Origin of the sequence: Streptomyces monticola, assembly GCF_042665355.1 — a bacterium.
In the GTDB taxonomy this organism is placed as follows: domain Bacteria; phylum Actinomycetota; class Actinomycetes; order Streptomycetales; family Streptomycetaceae; genus Streptomyces; species Streptomyces monticola.
The window spans coordinates 53,122-69,857 of sequence record NZ_JBHTCF010000027.1 but is presented as its reverse complement, the minus strand read 5'-3'; the positions used below and the strand labels follow the sequence as shown (position 1 = coordinate 69,857).

Sequence of the window (16,736 nt, the reverse complement as noted above, 5' to 3'; positions counted from 1 at the left end):
AACTGACGTCTGTCACCGGTCGACGCCTCCCATCACGGGGTCGATGGATGCGACGGCGACGATCACGTCGGCGACCTGGCCGCCTTCGCACATCGCCGCCATGGCCTGCAGATTGGTGAAGGAGGGGTCGCGGTAGTGGACCCGGTAGGGGCGGGTCCCGCCGTCGGAGACGACATGCACCCCGAGCTCGCCCTTGGGCGACTCCACGGCGGCGTAGGCCTGGCCCGGCGGGACCCGGAAGCCCTCCGTCACCAGCTTGAAGTGGTGGATCAGGGCCTCCATCGAGGTGCCCATGATCTTCTTGATGTGGTCGAGCGAGTTGCCCAGGCCATCGGGCCCGAGGGCGAGTTGGGCGGGCCAGGCGATCTTCTTGTCGCCCACCATCACCGGTCCCGGCTCAAGACGGTCCAGGCACTGCTCGACGATCCGCAGCGACTGGCGCATCTCTTCCAGGCGGATGAGGAAGCGGCCGTAGGAGTCGCAGGTGTCGGCGGTCGGGACCTCGAAGTCATAGGTCTCGTAGCCGCAGTAGGGGTCCGTCTTGCGCAGGTCGTGCGGCAGACCGGTGGAGCGCAGGACCGGACCGGTGGCGCCCAGGGCCATACAGCCCGCGAGGTCCAGATAGCCGACATCCTGCATCCGGCCCTTGAAGATGGGGTTCCCGGTGGCGAGCTTGTCGTACTCGGGAAGGTTCTTGTCCATCTTCTTCACGAACTCGCGGATCTGGTCCACCGCGCCGGGCGGCAGGTCCTGGGCGAGCCCGCCGGGGCGGATGTACGCGTGGTTCATCCGCAGACCGGTGATCAACTCATAGATGTCCAGGATGAGTTCGCGGTCCCGGAAGCCGTAGATCATGATCGTGGTGGCGCCGAGTTCCATACCGCCGGTGGCGATGGCGACCAGATGCGAGGACATCCGGTTCAGCTCCATCAGGAGCACCCGGATGATCGAAGCCCGGTCGGGCACCTCGTTCTCGATGCCGAGCAGCTTCTCCACGGCCAGGCAGTACGCCGTCTCGTTGTAGAACGGCGTCAGATAGTCCATGCGCGTGACGAAGGTGGTGCCCTGCGTCCAGGTCCGGTACTCGAGGTTCTTCTCGATGCCGGTGTGCAGATAGCCGATGCCGCAGCGGGCCTCGGTGACGGTCTCGCCGTCAATCTCCAGGATGAGCCGCAGCACTCCGTGTGTGGAGGGGTGCTGCGGGCCCATGTTGACGATGATGCGTTCGTCGTCGGCCTTGGCCGCGGACTGGACGACCTCGTCCCAGTCGCCGCCGGTGACGGTGTAGACCGTGCCCTCGGTGGTTTCCCGAGCGGACGCGTGGGACGTTGCGTTCGAAGCAGACATCAGCTGTACGACCTCCGCTGGTCCGGAGCCGGGATCTGGGCGCCCTTGTATTCGACGGGGATACCGCCCAGGGGGTAGTCCTTGCGCTGCGGGAAGCCCTGCCAGTCGTCCGGCATCATGATCCGGGTGAGGGCGGGGTGCCCGTCGAAGATGAGGCCGAAGAAGTCGTATGTCTCGCGCTCGTGCCAGTCGTTGGTCGGATAGACCGGGACCAGGGACGGCACATGCGGATCGCTGTCCGGGGCGCTGACCTCCAGGCGGAGCAGCCGGCCATGGGTGAGCGAGCGCAGGTGGTAGACGGCGTGCAGCTCGCGCCCCTTGTCCTCGGGGTAGTGCACACCCGAGACGCCGGTGCAGAGCTCGAAGCGCAGGGCCGGGTCGTCGCGGAGCGTCTTCGCGACCCGCACGAGGTGCTCGCGGGCGATATGGAAGGTGAGCTCGTCACGGTCGACGACGGTCTTCTCGATGGCGTTGGCCGGCAGGAGGTCCTGCTCCTCCAGGGCGCCCTCGAGTTCATCCGCCACTTCGTCGAACCAGCCGCCGTAGGGCCGGGACGTGGGGCCCGGCAGCCGCACGGGGCGTACGAGACCGCCGTAACCCGAGGTGTCCCCGCCGTTGTTGGCGCCGAACATGCCGCGCTGGACGCGGATCTCCTCGCCGTGGTCGCCGCGCTGGCCCGGCAGATTCGAGAGGCCGAGGTCCTTCTCGGGGTTCACCCCGTTGGAACCGCCAGTGGATTCACTCACCGCAGCAGCCCCTTCATCTCGATGGTGGGGAGCGCCTTGAGCGCCGCTTCCTCCGCCTCGCGGGCCGCCTCCTCGGCATTCACACCGAGCTTGGAGCTCTGGATCTTCTGGTGCAGCTTGAGAATCGCGTCCATCAGCATCTCTGGCCGCGGCGGACAACCGGGCAAATAGATATCAACCGGGACGATATGATCCACGCCCTGGACAATTGCGTAGTTATTGAACATTCCGCCTGAAGATGCACAAACCCCCATGGAAATGACCCACTTGGGATTGGGCATCTGGTCATAGACCTGCCGCAGCACCGGCGCCATCTTCTGGCTGACCCGGCCGGCCACGATCATCAGGTCCGCCTGTCGCGGCGATCCGCGGAAGACCTCCATACCGAAGCGGGCGAGGTCGTAACGCCCCGCACCCGTGGTCATCATCTCGATGGCACAACAGGCGAGGCCGAAGGTGGCGGGGAAGACGGACGACTTCCGTACCCAGCCCGCGGCCTGTTCGACGGTGGTCAGCAGAAAGCCGCTCGGCAGCTTCTCTTCGAGTCCCATTGGTCCTCAGCCCCTCAGTCCCATTCCAGGCCGCCGCGCCGCCATACGTACGCGTAGGCGACGAAGACGGTGAGCACGAAGAGCAGCATCTCTACGAGCCCGAAAAGCCCCAGGGCGTCGAAGGTGACCGCCCAGGGGTAGAGGAAGACGATCTCGATATCGAAAATGATGAAGAGCATCGCCGTCAGGTAGTACTTGATCGGGAATCGCCCGCCGCCGGCCGGTGTCGGCGTGGGCTCGATACCGCATTCATAGGCCTCGAGCTTGGCTCGGTTGTACCGCTTTGGACCGATAAGCGTGGCCATGACCACGGAGAAGATCGCAAAGCCGGCGCCTAGGGCTCCCAATACGAGGATGGGCGCATACGCGTTCACCGCTCCTCGCTCCTCTCAGTCGACATTGACTGCTTCGGCGGACGGACCTCTCGGGCGAGTGCCCGGCCTCACCAAGATCGCGCTTATGTGAGGCAGTTCACAAGCCCAACTGACCCGCATCCTATGCCTGCCGGTCTGTGATCTGCGACACGGGGTACGACAACGCCTTTGTGATCTCCACCACCTGACGAAGGATCATGAAGTCGGATGAGCGGTGATCTTCATACGCGAAGCACCGAAGTGATCACCAGTGGTGACATCTGTCCTCGTCATGCCTGGTCGAAGGCGTGCGGCTCTATCAAGAGATGGCAGCTGCAAGCAAATTGGCGTCTGCTTCCGACGCCTGGTAGAGGAGGCGACTTCCGTAGGTCGCAGCGAGGGGTGCGGGCGGCGCGAAGACGGGTGCCGCCGGCGAGCGAGAGGGGGCGAGGGACGTCGGCCCGCCCTCGACGGGACACCGAACCGCCCCCGGAGGGGAAGTGACCGCCAAGTGCCGGTGGTGGAACGGCAATGCGTGCATCCGTTCACGAGCGGTCGGGACACACGCCCCCACATCGGTCATTCACCGACGAAAGGAGCCTTCAACTGCCCTGCCCGCACCGTGACGTTCACAAGCGGAGCCCCGTTCCCCCGGTGACCGTTCCGTGACCTGCGCCACGTCGGCCGAGCGCCGAAGACAGCGGGCTTGGCCATCGACCAAAACGGATGGTAGGCGTGGGGCAAATCGGACGTAACCTGGAAAACCCATGATCACAGCCGTGATCCGCGGTGTCCGTCTTGCCCGTTACGGCGTCAATAAGGGCCGACACGCCCGGGATTCACGTGACGGGCACGTAACTGTGGCGCACCACACGTTTCTTGAAGGGAACCCGGAGGCCCTGATAGCGGTTGTACTCATGTCCCACACCGCTCACATACCCAGCCACCGGAAGCCCCGCCGCAGCAGCACCACGAAGCTGCGGGCCGGAGTTGCCGGTGGCGTCCTCAGCACCCTCGCGGTGGCCGGCTCCGCCGGTTCGGCGCACGCGGCCGAGCCGGTGACCGAGACCATCGAGATGCCCACCATCACCTCCGAGCTCGCCACCAAGGTGGCCGCGAGCGCGGACGCCACCCAGCAGGCCGCGGACTCGTACAAGCTGCAGGCCGAGCAGGACGCCGCAGCCGCGAAGGCCGCCAAGGACGCCAAGCAGGCCAAGGAAGAGGCCATCGCCAAGGCGAAGGCCAAGAAGAAGGCAGAGGAGCGGGCCGCCAAGGAGCGCGCCGCCCGCAGCGCCGAGCGCACCACGCTCGCCGCCTCCGCCGACTCCGGCTCGGGCTCCACCGCTCAGTCCGTGCCGTCCGCCGGCGGCAGCGTCGGCTCCGTCATCAGCTTCCTGAAGGCCCAGCTCGGCGACTCCTACGTGATGGGCGCGTCCGGCCCCAACTCGTGGGACTGCTCCAGCCTCGTCCAGGCCGCGTTCAAGCAGGCCGGCGTGGATCTGCCGCGGGTCTCGCAGGACCAGTCGACGGTCGGCACCGAGGTCGGCACGTCCAACCTGCAGCTCGGCGACATCCTTTACTGGGGCGGCAAGGGCTCCGCGTACCACGTGGGTGTGTACGTCGGTAACGGCCAGTACCTGGACGCCGCGAACCCGAGCAAGGGCGTCGTGATCCAGGACCTGTCCGGCTACCCGGCCGACGGTGCTGTGCGCGTTCTCTGACGCGCGGGCGGATTCGCTTCGTATACGACGAAGGGCCGCCGCCTCCCTCTCGGGGAGGCGGCGGCCCTTCGCGTGCGCCTGAGGGGCCCTCTCAGGCCTTGGGGGCCACCTTGGAGAGGCCGTTGATGATGCGGTCCATCGCGTCGCCGCCCGTCGGGTCCGTCAGGTTGGCGAGCATCTTCAGCGTGAACTTCATGAGCAGCGGGTGCGTCAGGCCGCGCTGGGTGGCGATCTTCATGACCTTCGGGTTGCCGATCAGCTTCACGAAGGCGCGGCCGAGCGTGTAGTAGCCGCCGTAGGTGTCCTTGAGGACCTTCGGGTAGCGCTGCAGGGCCAGTTCGCGCTGGGCGGGCGTCTGGCGGGCGTGGGCCTGCACGATGACATCCGCGGCGATCTGCCCGGACTCCATGGCGTACGCGATGCCCTCGCCGTTGAACGGGTTGACCAGGCCGCCCGCGTCACCCACGAGCAGCAGGCCCTTGGTGTAGTGCGGCTGGCGGTTGAAGGCCATCGGCAGGGCGGCGCCGCGGATCGGCATCGTCATGTTCTCCGGGGTGTAGCCCCAGTCCTCCGGCATCGAGGCGCACCAGGCCTTGAGGACCTCGCGCCAGTCCAACTCCTTGAAGGAGGCGGAGGTGTTGAGCACGCCGAGCCCGACATTGGACGTGCCGTCGCCCATGCCGAAGATCCAGCCGTAGCCGGGCAGGAGCCGGTCCTCGCCGGGCCCGCGCCGGTCCCACAGCTCCAGCCAGGACTCCAGGTAGTCGTCGTCGTGGCGCGGCGACTCGAAGTACGTGCGCACCGCGACACCCATGGGACGGTCCTCGCGCCGGTGCAGGCCCATGGCGAGGGAGAGCCGGGTGGAGTTGCCGTCGGCGGCGACGACCAGCGGGGCGTGGAAGGTGACCGGGGTCTTCTCCTCGCCGAGCTTGGCGTGCACGCCGGTGATACGGCCGGTGCGGTCGTCGGTGATCGGGGCGCCGACGTTGCAGCGCTCGTAGAGACGCGCGCCCGCCTTCTGCGCCTGCCGGGCCAGCTGCTCGTCGAAGTCGTCGCGCTTGCGCACCAGTCCGTAGTCCGGGTACGAGGCGAGGTCGGGCCAGTCCAGCTGCAGGCGGACGCCGCCGCCGATGATCCTGAGGCCCTTGTTGCGCAGCCAGCCCGCCTCCTCGGAGATGTCGATGCCCATCGACACGAGCTGCTTGGTGGCGCGCGGCGTCAGGCCGTCGCCGCAGACCTTCTCGCGCGGGAAGGCGGTCTTCTCCAGGAGCAGGACGTCGAGTCCGGCCTTCGCCAGGTGATAGGCGGTCGTCGAACCGGCTGGCCCGGCCCCGACGACGATCACATCAGCACTGTGTTCGGAGAGGGGCAGGGGCTCGGTCACGGCGGATCTCCCCGGGGCTCGGAGTTCAGGAATCGGTAAGTCACGCTGTCAGCAAACTCACGTGCCGAAGCGCACTGGACATGGGCAGTCTATGGGGGCCTACCGATCACGGACCGAAGGGCTGCCTCGTATGACGTCACCGGCGCCGAGCACCGCCGCGCACACCCCCGCCATCCACCTGCGCGTCCCCACCGAGGAGGACGCCTACGCCTGGCACCAGGTCTTCGACGACCCCGAGGTCATGGAGTTCCACGGTGGCAGGCCCTCGGAGCTTTCGGTGTACGAGGAGCTGACCGCGCGCCAGCGCAGACACGACGCCGAGCGCGGCTTCTGCCTCTGGACGCTGCTCGACGACGACGGGCAGGTACTCGGCTTCACCGGCGCACAGCCCTGGCCGCACCAGTGGGGCCCGGTCGGCGCGATCGAGATCGGCTGGCGGCTCGGACGCACGGCCTGGGGGCGCGGCTATGCGACGACGGCGGCACGGATGACCCTGGAGCGGGTACGGGCCGCGGGCGTCTCCGAGGTGTACGCGATGGTGGCCGCCGAGAACGAGCGGTCCATCGCGGTCACCCGGCGCCTCGGCATGGAGCTCGCGGGCACCCTCATGACGCCGTCGCAGCGCAAGGGGTACCAGTTCCGGCTCACGCTGTAGCGAGAGCTGCGGCGAGGGCGCCCGCGAAGGGTGGGACGGGGGACGCGGCGAGCCCGCATCGGCGCCGTGGCGGGCCCTGGCGAACAACTCCCGGGCCCCGCCGACGGGTTCCGGAAGGGAGGCGTGTCCGTCTACCCTTCCGGTACGGCTGGGGGTGACTGCTTTGCGCAGCTGGTCTGGAACACCCGATGTGCGGGTCCCTAAGTTCGTCGGCGTCATGGCCATGGACGTACGTGAGCAGGCGGCCGCCTGCGGGCTGCTCGTAGAGGCCCCGGAAGAGCCCGAATTCCCCCTGATGGTGACGGATTACGTGCTGCGCCAGTACCCGCCGCCCGGCGCCGACGTCCCGTTCGGCACGGTGGTCACGCTCTGGTTCGACTCCGGTGAGGGCGGCGGCGAGGGCGGAGTACGCGAGCCGCGCACCCCGCAGCCGCCGAGCGGAGGCATCCGCCGCGAGGTCAACGAGCCCGGGGACACGGGCGAATGGGCGCTGCCGCTGCACTGAAGGGTGCCCACGGGCGCTCACGGGGCCTACGGCTCGGAAGCACTCGCGGGGCCTACGGCTCGGAAGCGCTCGCGGGGCCTACGGCCTCAGAAGACCGAAAGCCCCGTCAGTGTCGTGAACCGGTCGAGCGCCGCCACGCCCGCCACCGAGTTGCCGCGCTCGTCGAGCCCCGGGCTCCATACGCACAGGGTGCACCGGCCCGGCACCACGGCGACGATCCCGCCGCCGACCCCGCTCTTGCCGGGCAGGCCCACGCGGTACGCGAAGTTCCCCGCGGCGTCGTAGGTGCCGCAGGTCATCATCACCGCGTTGATCTGCTTGGCCTCGCTGCGCGAGAGCAGCCGGGAGCCGTCCGCGAGCAGCCCGTGCCGGGCCAGGAAGCCGGTGGCCAGGGCGAGATCGGCGCAGCTCATCTCGATCGAGCACTGCCGGAAGTAGTGGTCGAGCAGGGTCGGCACGGGGTGGCGGATATTGCCGTACGACGCCATGAAGTGGGCCAGGGCCGCGTTGCGGTCGCCGTGCGCGGACTCGGAGGCGGCCACCTCCAGGTCGAAGCCGATGTCCGGGTTGCCGCTCTCGGTGCGCAGAAAGGCGAGCAGGTCCTCGCTGGCGTCACCGGTGAGGGACTGCAGCCGGTCGGTGACGACGAGGGCGCCCGCGTTGATGAACGGATTGCGCGGGATGCCGTGCTCGTACTCCAGCTGCACAAGGGAGTTGAAGGGGTTGCCCGAGGGCTCGCGGCCCACGTGCTCCCACAGGTCGGCGCCGTCGCGGGCCAGGACCAGGGCGAGCGTGAACACCTTGGTGATCGACTGGGTGGAGAACGGGGTCCGCCACTCGCCGACACCGTGGACGTTCCCGTCGACATCGGCGAGGGCCATACCGAAGCTGCGCGGATCGGCGCAGGCGAGCGCCGGGATGTAGTCGGCGCTGCGGCCGCGGCCCGGCAGGGCGCCGATCTCGTCGGCGATCTCCTCCAGGACGCTCTGGTAGTCGGTGCCGGGACTGGTGTCGATGTTGATGGGGTTCATGGGCTGTACGTGTCGCGTGCGGGCCGTCAGGCCTTGAAGCCCCGGTGCATGGCCACGATCCCGCCGGTCAGATTGCGCCAGGCCACCTTCGACCAGCCGGCGCCCTGCAGCCGGGCGGCGAGCGCGGGCTGGTCGGGCCAGTCGCGGATCGACTCGGCGAGATAGACGTACGCGTCCGGGTTCGAGGAGACCGTGCGGGCCACCGGGGGCAGCGCACGCATCAGGTACTCGGTGTAGACGGTGCGGAACGGGGCCCAAGTGGGCTGGCTGAACTCGCAGATGACGACCCGGCCGCCGGGCTTGGTCACGCGGTACAGCTCGCGCAGGGCCTGGTCCGTCTCCTGGACGTTGCGCAGGCCGAAGGAGATCGTGACCGCGTCGAAGACATCGTCGGCGAACGGCAGCCGGGTCGCGTCGCCCGCGGTGAACGGCATGTGGGGGTACCGCTTCTTGCCGACCGTGAGCATGCCGGTGGAGAAGTCGCAGGGCACGACATACGCACCGGTCCGCGCGAACGGCTGCGACGAGGTGGCGGTGCCGGCGGCGAGATCCAGGATCTTCTGCGCGGGCCTGGCGTCCACCGCCTTGGCGACCTCCTTGCGCCAGAGACGGGCCTGCCCGAGGGAGAGGACGTCGTTGGTGAGGTCGTACTTCTCGGCGACGTCGTCGAACATCTCGGCGACTTCTTGCGGCTGCTTGTCCAGGGATGCACGGGTCACGTACCCATTCAAGCAGGGTGCCCCCGGCGCGACGGCGGGGCCTAGGATGTGGCGGCTGCCAAGGGGAAGGAGCACGGGGTGAAGCGGTGGCTCGTCGCGGTGTGGGTGGTGCTTGTGCTCGGGGGGTGGGCGTTCACGGAGTCGATCAACGACGGGATCGAGCCGTCGTCGGGTCCTGGACCCTCGCCCTCGGCGCCCGAGTCGGCGCCGGCGGAGTGCCCTTCGTCCGACAAGCCCGAGACCACGATCACGGTCTGCGCGTACAAGCCGGAGGACTGAGAGGTTCCCGCCTCCTCGTTGTCCCCTCCCGTGCCCTCTCCCCCTGCCGGGCTGATGCGTCAGCGGCGGCGGTGCACCAGGCGGCCCGCGCACACCGTCGCGACGCACGCCCCGTCCGCGTCGAAGACGGCCAGGTCTGCGCGGCCGGAAGGCACGATCGCCGGGACCCGGGTCCGGGCAAGGACCACCACGTCGTTGCGCTCGGCCGCCGCCCGCAGTTCGGCCGTGCCGACGTGCTCCGCGAGCACCACGACGGCGCCCGTCTTCAGCACCTCGTGAATCCGCTCCCGCGCCGACGGTGCCTGCGGCAGGGGCCCCTCGTGCACCCGGGCGGGCCCGAGCACACCGGGCCACCGCCGCACCCGGGCGCGCGGGAACTTTGCCCGCAGCTCGGCCAGGGTGCCGATCCCGCCCACCCCGTCGCGCCCGACGAGTACCGCGCCGTCCTTGATCCGCTCGGCGCCGGTGTCCCAGCTCAGCCGGACCTCGTCGGCCGCGTGGATGGTCTCCAAGTCCCGGGTCCCTCAGGTCAGTCAGGTCAGTCAGGTCAGTCAGGTCAGTTGGAGGCGAGGAGCTTGAGCTCGGGGTGGGCCGTGCCGCCCGCGATCGCCGTCGAGGAGATATGCGAGGCGACGCGCTCGTCGACCGGGTCGTTCGCCGGGTCGTCGTGCACCACGATGTGCTCGTACGTCGTGGTCCGCTGCGCCGGCACCCGGTCCGCCTTCCGGATCATGTCGATGATCTCGAGCAGGTTGGAGCGGTGCTTGGCACCGGCGGACGAGACGACGTTCTCCTCCAGCATGATCGAGCCGAGGTCGTCCGCGCCGTAGTGCAGCGTGAGCTGGCCGACCTCCTTGCCGGTGGTCAGCCATGAGCCCTGGATATGGGCGACGTTGTCGAGGAAGAGCCGGGCGATGGCGATCATCCGCAGATACTCGAAGATCGTCGCCTGGGTGCGGCCCTTGAGGTGGTTGTTCTCGGGCTGGTACGTGTACGGGATGAAGGCCCGGAAGCCGCCGGTCCGGTCCTGTACGTCGCGGATCATGCGCAGGTGCTCGATGCGCTCGGCGTTGGTCTCGCCGGTGCCCATGAGCATCGTGGAGGTGGACTCCACGCCCAGGCTGTGGGCGATCTCCATGATCTCGAGCCAGCGCTCGCCGGACTCCTTGAGCGGCGCGATCGCCTTGCGGGGGCGGGCCGGAAGCAGCTCGGCGCCGGCGCCCGCGAAGGAGTCGAGGCCGGCGGCGTGGATGCGCTCGATCGCTTCCTTGGCGGAGACTCCGGAGATCCGGGCCATGTGCTCGATCTCCGAGGCGCCGAGCGAGTGGATCACCAGCTGCGGGAAGTTCTTCTTGATCGCCGAGAAGTGCTCTTCGTAGTACTCGACGCCGAAGTCCGGGTGATGGCCGCCCTGGAACATGACCTGCGTACCGCCGAGTTCCACGGTCTCCGCGCAGCGGCGCAGGATGTCGTCGAGGCCTCGGGTCCAGCCCTTCTTGGTGTCCTTGGGCGGGGCGTAGAAGGCGCAGAACTTGCAGGCCGTCACGCAGACGTTGGTGTAGTTGATGTTCCGCTCGATGATGTACGTCGCGATGTGCTCCGTACCCGCGTACCGGCGCTTGCGTACGGCGTCGGCGGCGCGGCCCAGTGCGTGCAGAGGCGCCGAGCGGTAGAGGTCGAGCGCCTCTTCCGGGGTGATCCGCCCACCCTCGGCGGCACGGTCGAGAATGGACTGGAGGGAGGCCTTCTCGGTCACCGGGGTCATCCCTTTCAGAGAGGTACGGGCGGACCGATCCAGCGTACGCCAGGGCTTGCGGCCACCCGGCGACGAGGTCGGGGCGAGGAGGAGGCCGGGGTCCGGGCGGGGCCGGAACCTCGTCGGGCCCTCGTCAGGCCCTCGTCAGGCCCTCGTCAGGACCCGGAGCCGTCACCGATCAGCCGCACCGTGGAGAGGACCGTGCGCACCGTCGCGCCGGGGACCTCACCGGGTACGCCGGTGGCGCCGATGAACGTCCAGGAGGCGAAGTCGCCGGCCTTGTTCTTGAAGGCGAAGGCGGTGGCCATGCCGTCGGTGGCGCACTTGTCGCCGCCGGCCGCGTCGGCGACCCCCGAGGACGAGGCGGTCACGACGCTGCCCCGCAGGCCCGACTTGGTGGTGTACGGCGCCGCCGCACCGACCTTCACGTTCTTCTTGTCCGTGTCGTTGTCCGTGGGCGCGTACTGGGCGTAGGCGCCGTACACCCAGAGACGGGCGTTCTCGGTGGCCGCCTCTTCGGCATCGCGCACCCCGTTCTCACCCCGGCTGCCGGTCTGGGCGAGAGGCTTGCCGCCCTTGGCGCACCAGGCCTCCTTGTATTCGGCCGGGCCCATGATCGCGACCAGCGGCGTCTCGGCCTCGTCCCGCTCGTCCGTGACGTAGCTGACCCAGTCCCGCGACTCGAGCTTCCACCCCGGCGGTACGTCGAAGGCGATACCGCGCTTGGCGTTGGCGACCACCTGCCAGCCGGGGACGACGGGCTTCAGTTCGCCGCCGCCGCTCCGTGCGCTCCCGGACGAGGAGGGGGTGGAGGGCGTGGAGGCGCCGGTGGAGGACGCGGCCGGGCCGGGCCCCGCCTGGTCGCCCTGGTCGCCCTTGTCCCCGCCGAGCACCAGATAGCCGGTCACGCCCGCGGCGACGACCACGGCTGCGGCCGCGACGACAGCGACCAGGGTGGTCCTGTTCCTGTCCCGGCCGCCGCCCGGAGGGCCGTACGACCCCTGTGGCCCCTGTGGCCCTTGCGGCCCCTGTGGTCCCGAAGGGCCGTACGGACCCTGCGCGTTGTCCTCATTCATGGCGCTCTGCTCCCCCGTCACCGGCACCGTGTCCCCGGCACACTAACCGCCGGGCCCGCCGTCAGACAGCCGGGCCCGTTGTCAGTCCGTGCGGGCCCGTTGTCAGTCCGTGCGGGACAGCCTGGCCTTCGGGTTCCCGCCGTCCGGGTTCTCCGACACGTAGCTCAGGTCGTCGCCGACCGGGGTGAGCCTGACCTCGTGGTCGTTCTTGGTGCAGCGGGAGTCGTTCTTCACCTTGGCGCGGCCGGTGGCGACGATCTCGTCGTCGGTGGCCTTCTTCAGTACGAGGACGTCGGTGCAGGTGCTCAGGCCCAGCTCGTCGGTCATGCTCGCGGTGCCGAACTCCTCGCCGGGCGCGGCCTGCCGGACGACGACCTTCACCGTGCCGGCGGGCAGCACCCCGTCCATGGCCTTCGCCTTGCCCTCCCACGTACCGAGGAAACGGCGGGGGATGCCGGATCCGGCCCCGGGGTCCTGATCACCGGAGGCCGGCGGCTTCTTCCCCGCCGCGCCGCCGTCGGAGTCCCGCGGCAGCAGGTTGAAGACGAAGACCGAGCCGACGCTGACCGCGGCGAGCGCCCCGGCGACCGCGAGGGCGATGGTGCAACTCATGCGGCGCCCGCGGCCGTTGGTGTTCGAGGCGGTGCCCGCGTCCACGGAGACGGCGAAGCGGCCGCGCTGCGGTGGCACGGCGTCCCCGGGCCGGCGGTCGCGGGGAGAGTGCGGCGCGGCGGCCGATGTGGCGGTCGGCTGCCCAGCGGCGTACGCGGGATCCGGCGGCCCGAACCCCGCGACGGGCGCGGCACCGGAGACAGCCCCGGACCCACCGGAGACGGAGCCGGACCCTGACCCGGCCCCGGACGCAGGCCCGGAATCCACCCCCCAGGAACCGCCCTGCTCCCCCACCGAAGGCGCCGCCCCGCCGGCCGTCATCGACGGGCGGCTGAACTCCACGGGCCCCGAGGCCGGTTCGGACTCAGCGACGTCCAGGTCGAGCAGCCGCACCGCGCTCCGGCTGACCTGTTCCACCAGCGGTGCGGGCAGCCACCCCGACGCCGCGAGCGCGGCGGCCCCCTCGGGGGCCAGACGCCGGGCCAGTTCGCCGGGGGTCGGCCGCGCGGCCGCGTCCTTCGCCAGGCAGGCGGCCACCAGGTCGCGCAACTCGCCTTCGGGCAGAGCGAGTTCGGGCTCCTCGTGGACGACCTTGTAGAGCAGCGCCGCCGACGAGTCGCCCGCGAAGGGGGCGCCGCCGGTCGCCGCGTACGCGAGCACCGCGCCGAGCGAGAAGACATCGGCCGCGCCGGTCACACCCTTGCCGAGGATCTGCTCGGGCGACATATAGCCGGGCGAGCCGATGGAGACACCGGTCGAGGTGAGCGAGGCGGTGCCGTCGGTGGCGCGGGCGATTCCGAAGTCGATGAGGCGTGGGCCGTCCAGGGTGAGCAGCACGTTGGAGGGCTTCACGTCACGGTGGACCAGGCCGAGCGCGTGCACCGCCGCGAGCGACTCCCCGAGCCCCGCACCCAGGACGCGTACCGCGTGCTCGGGCAGGGAGCTCAGCACGCCCCGTTCGCCGACGGCCTGGGACAGGGCGGGGCCCGCGACATAGCCGGTGGCGACCCAGGGCACGGAGGCCTCGGGGTCCGCGTCGAGCACGGGTGCCGTCCAGGCGCCGCCGACCCGCCGCGCGGCCTCGACCTCGCGCCGGAAACGGGCCCTGAACTCCTCGTCGAGCGCGAAGTGCGGATGGACGACCTTGATCGCCACCGTCCGGCCGCCGGAACTGCGGCCCAGATAGACCCGGCCCATTCCGCCCGCACCTAGCCGGCCGAGCAGCCGGTACGGCCCGACGGCGGTGGGCTCACCGGCCTCGAGCGGCTGCATACCCTTCCCCTCCCCCACTGGAACCCGCGCCCGGGACAGGCACACACAGCAGCCTACGGCCCCCCGTGGCCGGGATCACTCGGGATACGGCACCGCCCCGGGAACCCGCCCCATCCGAAACCCCTCTACATGTCCGGAATGTGTACTACGAGCCTCTTACCGGCCTGAACCCACCCTCGACCGCACCTTCGGAGCCCCCATGAAACGCCCCTCCACCTCCACCCTGATCGCGACCCTCGCCCTCAGCTCGGCCCTGGTGGTCACGGGCTGCTCGAGCCAGGGCGACCCGGTCAGCTTCGGCTCCAAGGACCAGCAGGGGCAGCAGGACCAGCAGGGGCAGACCCAGCAGGGCTCCAACCCGAAGGCCTCGGGCGACGTCCGGATGCCGACCAACCCGCGCGAGTGGGAGACCCAGCGCACCCTGGCCGACGGCACCACCGTCGGCCTCACCACGCTCAAGGGCAAGAAGTCCGGCTTCGAGGGCAAGGTGTGGGTGTGGGCGCCGAAGCAGTACTTCGACAAGAAGTACGAGAAGAGCGCCTTCCCCGTTCTCATCGCCCTGCCCGGCAGCTACGGCTACCCGACCAACTACTGGTTCGGCGGCGACCTGAAGCTGCAGGAGAACATCGCGAAGTTCTCCCAGGAGGGCAAGAGCCAGCCGTTCATCGTCGTGATGCCGGTACAGAACGCGGCCAAGGACAAGTACTACGACGGCAGTGACATCCCGGGCCAGCCGAAGATGGGCACCTGGATGGCCGAGGACGTGCCGGACCTGGTCAGGGAGAACTTCCGCACCTTCGACGACCCCAAGGGCTGGGGCTTCTTCGGCTCCTCGTCCGGCGGCTACATCGGCATGAAGATGGTGCTCCAGCACCCGGACAAGTTCAGTTCCGTGGTCGCCGGCGGCCCCGACACCCGCCCGGACTCCCCGCTGTGGAAGGGCCACGAGAAGGAGAAGCAGGCCAACAACCCGGAGAAGCTCGCCGCCGCCCTGATCAAGAAGGGCGGCCCGGACGTGAACATCTCGATCATGCTGGGCACCCTGGAGGCCGGCCAGGCCAACACCAAGGACTTCCTCAAGAAGTACGGCAAGGGCCCGATCCACACGAACCTGCATGTGATCGAGGGCGGCAAGCACGAGGGCAAGCAGTACGCCAAGTCGCTCGGGGACGGCCCCCTGGAGTGGCTGAGCAAGCGGATGCTGTCCCCCACGCCGAGCTCCTGAGCGGTCCCGCAGGGACCGCCGTCAGACCTGTGGCCCCGGGAGAACCCTGACCTCCCGGGGCCACAGCCACGCGTACGGACGCCGCGCGTCAGGCCTCCAGCAGATCCACCCGCACATCGGCGGCGAACCCGGTGCTCGGACCCACCCGGCGGGCGAACTCCCGCACCCCGGCGAGCTGCCGGCCGCCGAAGCGGAAGTCCAGGGTGGTGAAGTACCGCTCGAGCACCCCGGCGTCGAAGGCCTCCCAGCGCGCCGCCTGCTCGGCGACCTTGGCGACCTCCTCCAGGGACACGTCCCTGGACGCGAGGAAGGCCTCGTGCACCTTGGCCACGACCTCCGGCTCGCGCTCCAGGTAGTCGCGCCTGGCCGCCCAGACGGCGAAGACGAACGGCAGGCCCGTCCAGTCCTTCCACATCTGCCCCAGGTCGTGCACCTGCAGGCCGAGGCGCGGCCCGTCGTGCAGATTGGCCCGCAGCGCGGCGTCCCCGATCAGCACGGCGGCGTCCGCCTCCTGCATCATCACGCCGAGGTCGGGCGGACACGTGTAGTAGTCGGGCTCGACCCCGATGTGCTCGGCGAGCAGCAGCTGCGCGAGGCGTACGGAGGTGCGCGAGGTCGAGCCGAGCGCAACCCGGGCCCCGTCGAGCCGGTCGAGGGGCAGCTGCGACACGATGACGCAGGACATCACGGGGCCGTCGCAGCCCACGGCGATATCGGGCATCGCGACCAGCTGGTCGGAGTGCTTGAGGAATTCCACAAGGGTGATCGGGCCGATGTCCAGATCACCTCGCACGAGCTGCTCGCTGAGCTTTTCCGGGGTGTCCTTCGTGAGCTCGAGGTCGAGCAGGGTTCCGGTCCGTGCCAGGCCCCAGTACAGAGGCAGGCAGTTCAGGAACTGGATGTGCCCGACGCGCGGGCGGCTGCGGGGAGAATTGTCCACATCGTGAGGCTAGCCCCCGCCTGGTACGGTCCGGGCCCGGGGTCGCCAACAAGCCGCTTTCAAGCCTCCCACCAGGCATTTCACGCCCTTGTGTCAACGCGAACACACCGTCGGTCAAACATCCGGGTGACGTGATCTTGCCCTCTATCGCTGGCGGGTGACTGCGTGCTAGGCTCGCCGCAAGTTGCAGTTTGGTTTCCCTTGCAGTACAGAGCCTGCGGAGCATGTGACCGCGGGCTCTCGTCGTTTTCAGACTTTTGCGGTTGTGCTTGACACGCATGCGGGGTTCTGGAGCAGGGACACCCTTTGGCCCATAGGAGGGCTTTATGGCTACCGGAACCGTGAAGTGGTTCAACGCTGAAAAGGGCTTTGGCTTCATTGCCCAGGAAGGCGGCGGCCCGGATGTCTTCGTCCACTACTCCGCGATCAACGCGTCTGGCTTCCGCTCCCTCGAGGAGAACCAGGCCGTGACCTTCGACGTCACGCAGGGCCCCAAGGGTCCGCAGGCCGAGAACGTCACCCCGGCCTAATCAGGAACCATTCGGTTCTGATCCGGTACGGATA

The 16,736-nt window shown here is 69.3% G+C and carries 18 protein-coding genes; 6 read left to right on the top strand and 12 right to left on the bottom strand.

The annotated features are described in order from the left end of the window. Positions 1-12 precede the first annotated feature (12 nt). Genes ACFQVC_RS38240 through ACFQVC_RS38225 form a run of 4 tightly spaced genes read right to left on the bottom strand, consistent with a single transcriptional unit; the run spans position 13 to position 3,018 of the window. Positions 13-1,347: an NADH-quinone oxidoreductase subunit D gene (locus ACFQVC_RS38240; protein ID WP_381839805.1), complete on the bottom strand. Its 1,335-nt coding sequence runs from the start codon at positions 1,345-1,347 to the stop codon at positions 13-15. After that, positions 1,347-2,093: an NADH-quinone oxidoreductase subunit C gene (locus ACFQVC_RS38235; protein WP_381839801.1), complete on the bottom strand. Its 747-nt coding sequence runs from the start codon at positions 2,091-2,093 to the stop codon at positions 1,347-1,349. The genes ACFQVC_RS38240 and ACFQVC_RS38235 overlap by 1 nt, the downstream gene beginning before the upstream one ends. After that, complete coding sequence (locus ACFQVC_RS38230; RefSeq protein ID WP_018528252.1) at positions 2,090-2,644, bottom strand: NuoB/complex I 20 kDa subunit family protein; 555 nt, start codon at positions 2,642-2,644, stop codon at positions 2,090-2,092. Before ACFQVC_RS38230 ends, ACFQVC_RS38235 begins: the two co-directional genes overlap by 4 nt. 14 nt (positions 2,645-2,658) lie before the next feature. Further along, positions 2,659-3,018, bottom strand: coding sequence for an NADH-quinone oxidoreductase subunit A (locus ACFQVC_RS38225; RefSeq protein ID WP_007490928.1), 360 nt, complete (start codon positions 3,016-3,018; stop codon positions 2,659-2,661). An 896-nt stretch (positions 3,019-3,914) separates the two neighbouring features. Here ACFQVC_RS38225 and ACFQVC_RS38220 point away from each other — a divergent pair. Beyond that, positions 3,915-4,718 (top strand): C40 family peptidase, encoded by an 804-nt coding sequence (locus ACFQVC_RS38220; protein WP_381839797.1) that lies wholly within the window; start codon positions 3,915-3,917, stop codon positions 4,716-4,718. Between the two features lie 91 nt (positions 4,719-4,809). Here ACFQVC_RS38220 and ACFQVC_RS38215 read toward each other — a convergent pair whose 3' ends face one another. Then, positions 4,810-6,102 carry a geranylgeranyl reductase family protein gene (locus tag ACFQVC_RS38215; protein WP_381839794.1) on the bottom strand — a complete coding sequence of 431 codons (1,293 nt, stop codon included), beginning with the start codon at positions 6,100-6,102 and terminating at the stop codon, positions 4,810-4,812. A gap of 130 nt (positions 6,103-6,232) precedes the next feature. Here ACFQVC_RS38215 and ACFQVC_RS38210 point away from each other — a divergent pair, with 130 nt between their 5' ends. Together ACFQVC_RS38210 and ACFQVC_RS38205 are read left to right on the top strand one after the other, a co-directional pair. Further along, the gene (locus ACFQVC_RS38210) at positions 6,233-6,757 is read left to right on the top strand and encodes a GNAT family N-acetyltransferase (protein WP_381839791.1); all 525 of its coding nucleotides are present in this window, start codon (positions 6,233-6,235) and stop codon (positions 6,755-6,757) included. A gap of 154 nt (positions 6,758-6,911) precedes the next feature. Beyond that, positions 6,912-7,262: a PASTA domain-containing protein gene (locus tag ACFQVC_RS38205; RefSeq protein ID WP_381839788.1), complete on the top strand. Its 351-nt coding sequence runs from the start codon at positions 6,912-6,914 to the stop codon at positions 7,260-7,262. An 86-nt stretch (positions 7,263-7,348) separates the two neighbouring features. On the opposite strand, the gene ACFQVC_RS38200 is transcribed toward ACFQVC_RS38205, so the two are convergent. Together ACFQVC_RS38200 and ACFQVC_RS38195 are read right to left on the bottom strand one after the other, a co-directional pair. Then, positions 7,349-8,293, bottom strand: coding sequence for a glutaminase (locus ACFQVC_RS38200; RefSeq protein WP_381839785.1), 945 nt, complete (start codon positions 8,291-8,293; stop codon positions 7,349-7,351). Between the two features lie 26 nt (positions 8,294-8,319). Beyond that, positions 8,320-9,012, bottom strand: a complete 693-nt coding sequence (locus ACFQVC_RS38195) for a demethylmenaquinone methyltransferase (protein WP_381839782.1) — start codon at positions 9,010-9,012, stop codon at positions 8,320-8,322. 78 nt (positions 9,013-9,090) lie between these two features. Between ACFQVC_RS38195 and ACFQVC_RS38190 the strand changes: the two genes are divergently transcribed. Next, on the top strand, positions 9,091-9,291 hold the full coding sequence (locus tag ACFQVC_RS38190; protein WP_381839779.1) for a hypothetical protein: 201 nt from the start codon (positions 9,091-9,093) through the stop codon (positions 9,289-9,291). Between the two features lie 59 nt (positions 9,292-9,350). On the opposite strand, the gene ACFQVC_RS38185 is transcribed toward ACFQVC_RS38190, so the two are convergent. The 4 genes from ACFQVC_RS38185 to ACFQVC_RS38170 all read right to left on the bottom strand — a co-directional run bounded on the left by ACFQVC_RS38185 (position 9,351) and on the right by ACFQVC_RS38170 (position 14,007). Then, positions 9,351-9,803, bottom strand: a complete 453-nt coding sequence (locus ACFQVC_RS38185; protein ID WP_381839777.1) for a hypothetical protein — start codon at positions 9,801-9,803, stop codon at positions 9,351-9,353. 44 nt (positions 9,804-9,847) lie between these two features. Continuing rightward, on the bottom strand, positions 9,848-11,047 hold the full coding sequence (mqnC, locus tag ACFQVC_RS38180; protein ID WP_381839774.1) for a cyclic dehypoxanthinyl futalosine synthase: 1,200 nt from the start codon (positions 11,045-11,047) through the stop codon (positions 9,848-9,850). 155 nt (positions 11,048-11,202) lie between these two features. Continuing rightward, complete coding sequence (locus tag ACFQVC_RS38175; RefSeq protein WP_381839771.1) at positions 11,203-12,123, bottom strand: DUF8017 domain-containing protein; 921 nt, start codon at positions 12,121-12,123, stop codon at positions 11,203-11,205. 102 nt (positions 12,124-12,225) lie between these two features. Continuing rightward, complete coding sequence (locus tag ACFQVC_RS38170; RefSeq protein ID WP_381839768.1) at positions 12,226-14,007, bottom strand: serine/threonine-protein kinase; 1,782 nt, start codon at positions 14,005-14,007, stop codon at positions 12,226-12,228. 199 nt (positions 14,008-14,206) lie between these two features. Between ACFQVC_RS38170 and ACFQVC_RS38165 the strand changes: the two genes are divergently transcribed. Then, positions 14,207-15,232: an alpha/beta hydrolase gene (locus ACFQVC_RS38165; protein ID WP_381839766.1), complete on the top strand. Its 1,026-nt coding sequence runs from the start codon at positions 14,207-14,209 to the stop codon at positions 15,230-15,232. An 88-nt stretch (positions 15,233-15,320) separates the two neighbouring features. On the opposite strand, the gene ACFQVC_RS38160 is transcribed toward ACFQVC_RS38165, so the two are convergent. Continuing rightward, complete coding sequence (locus tag ACFQVC_RS38160; protein WP_381839763.1) at positions 15,321-16,172, bottom strand: menaquinone biosynthetic enzyme MqnA/MqnD family protein; 852 nt, start codon at positions 16,170-16,172, stop codon at positions 15,321-15,323. Between the two features lie 326 nt (positions 16,173-16,498). On the opposite strand from ACFQVC_RS38160, the gene ACFQVC_RS38155 reads away from it, so the two are divergent. Beyond that, positions 16,499-16,702, top strand: coding sequence for a cold-shock protein (locus ACFQVC_RS38155; RefSeq protein WP_016645643.1), 204 nt, complete (start codon positions 16,499-16,501; stop codon positions 16,700-16,702). Positions 16,703-16,736: the final 34 nt, after the last annotated feature.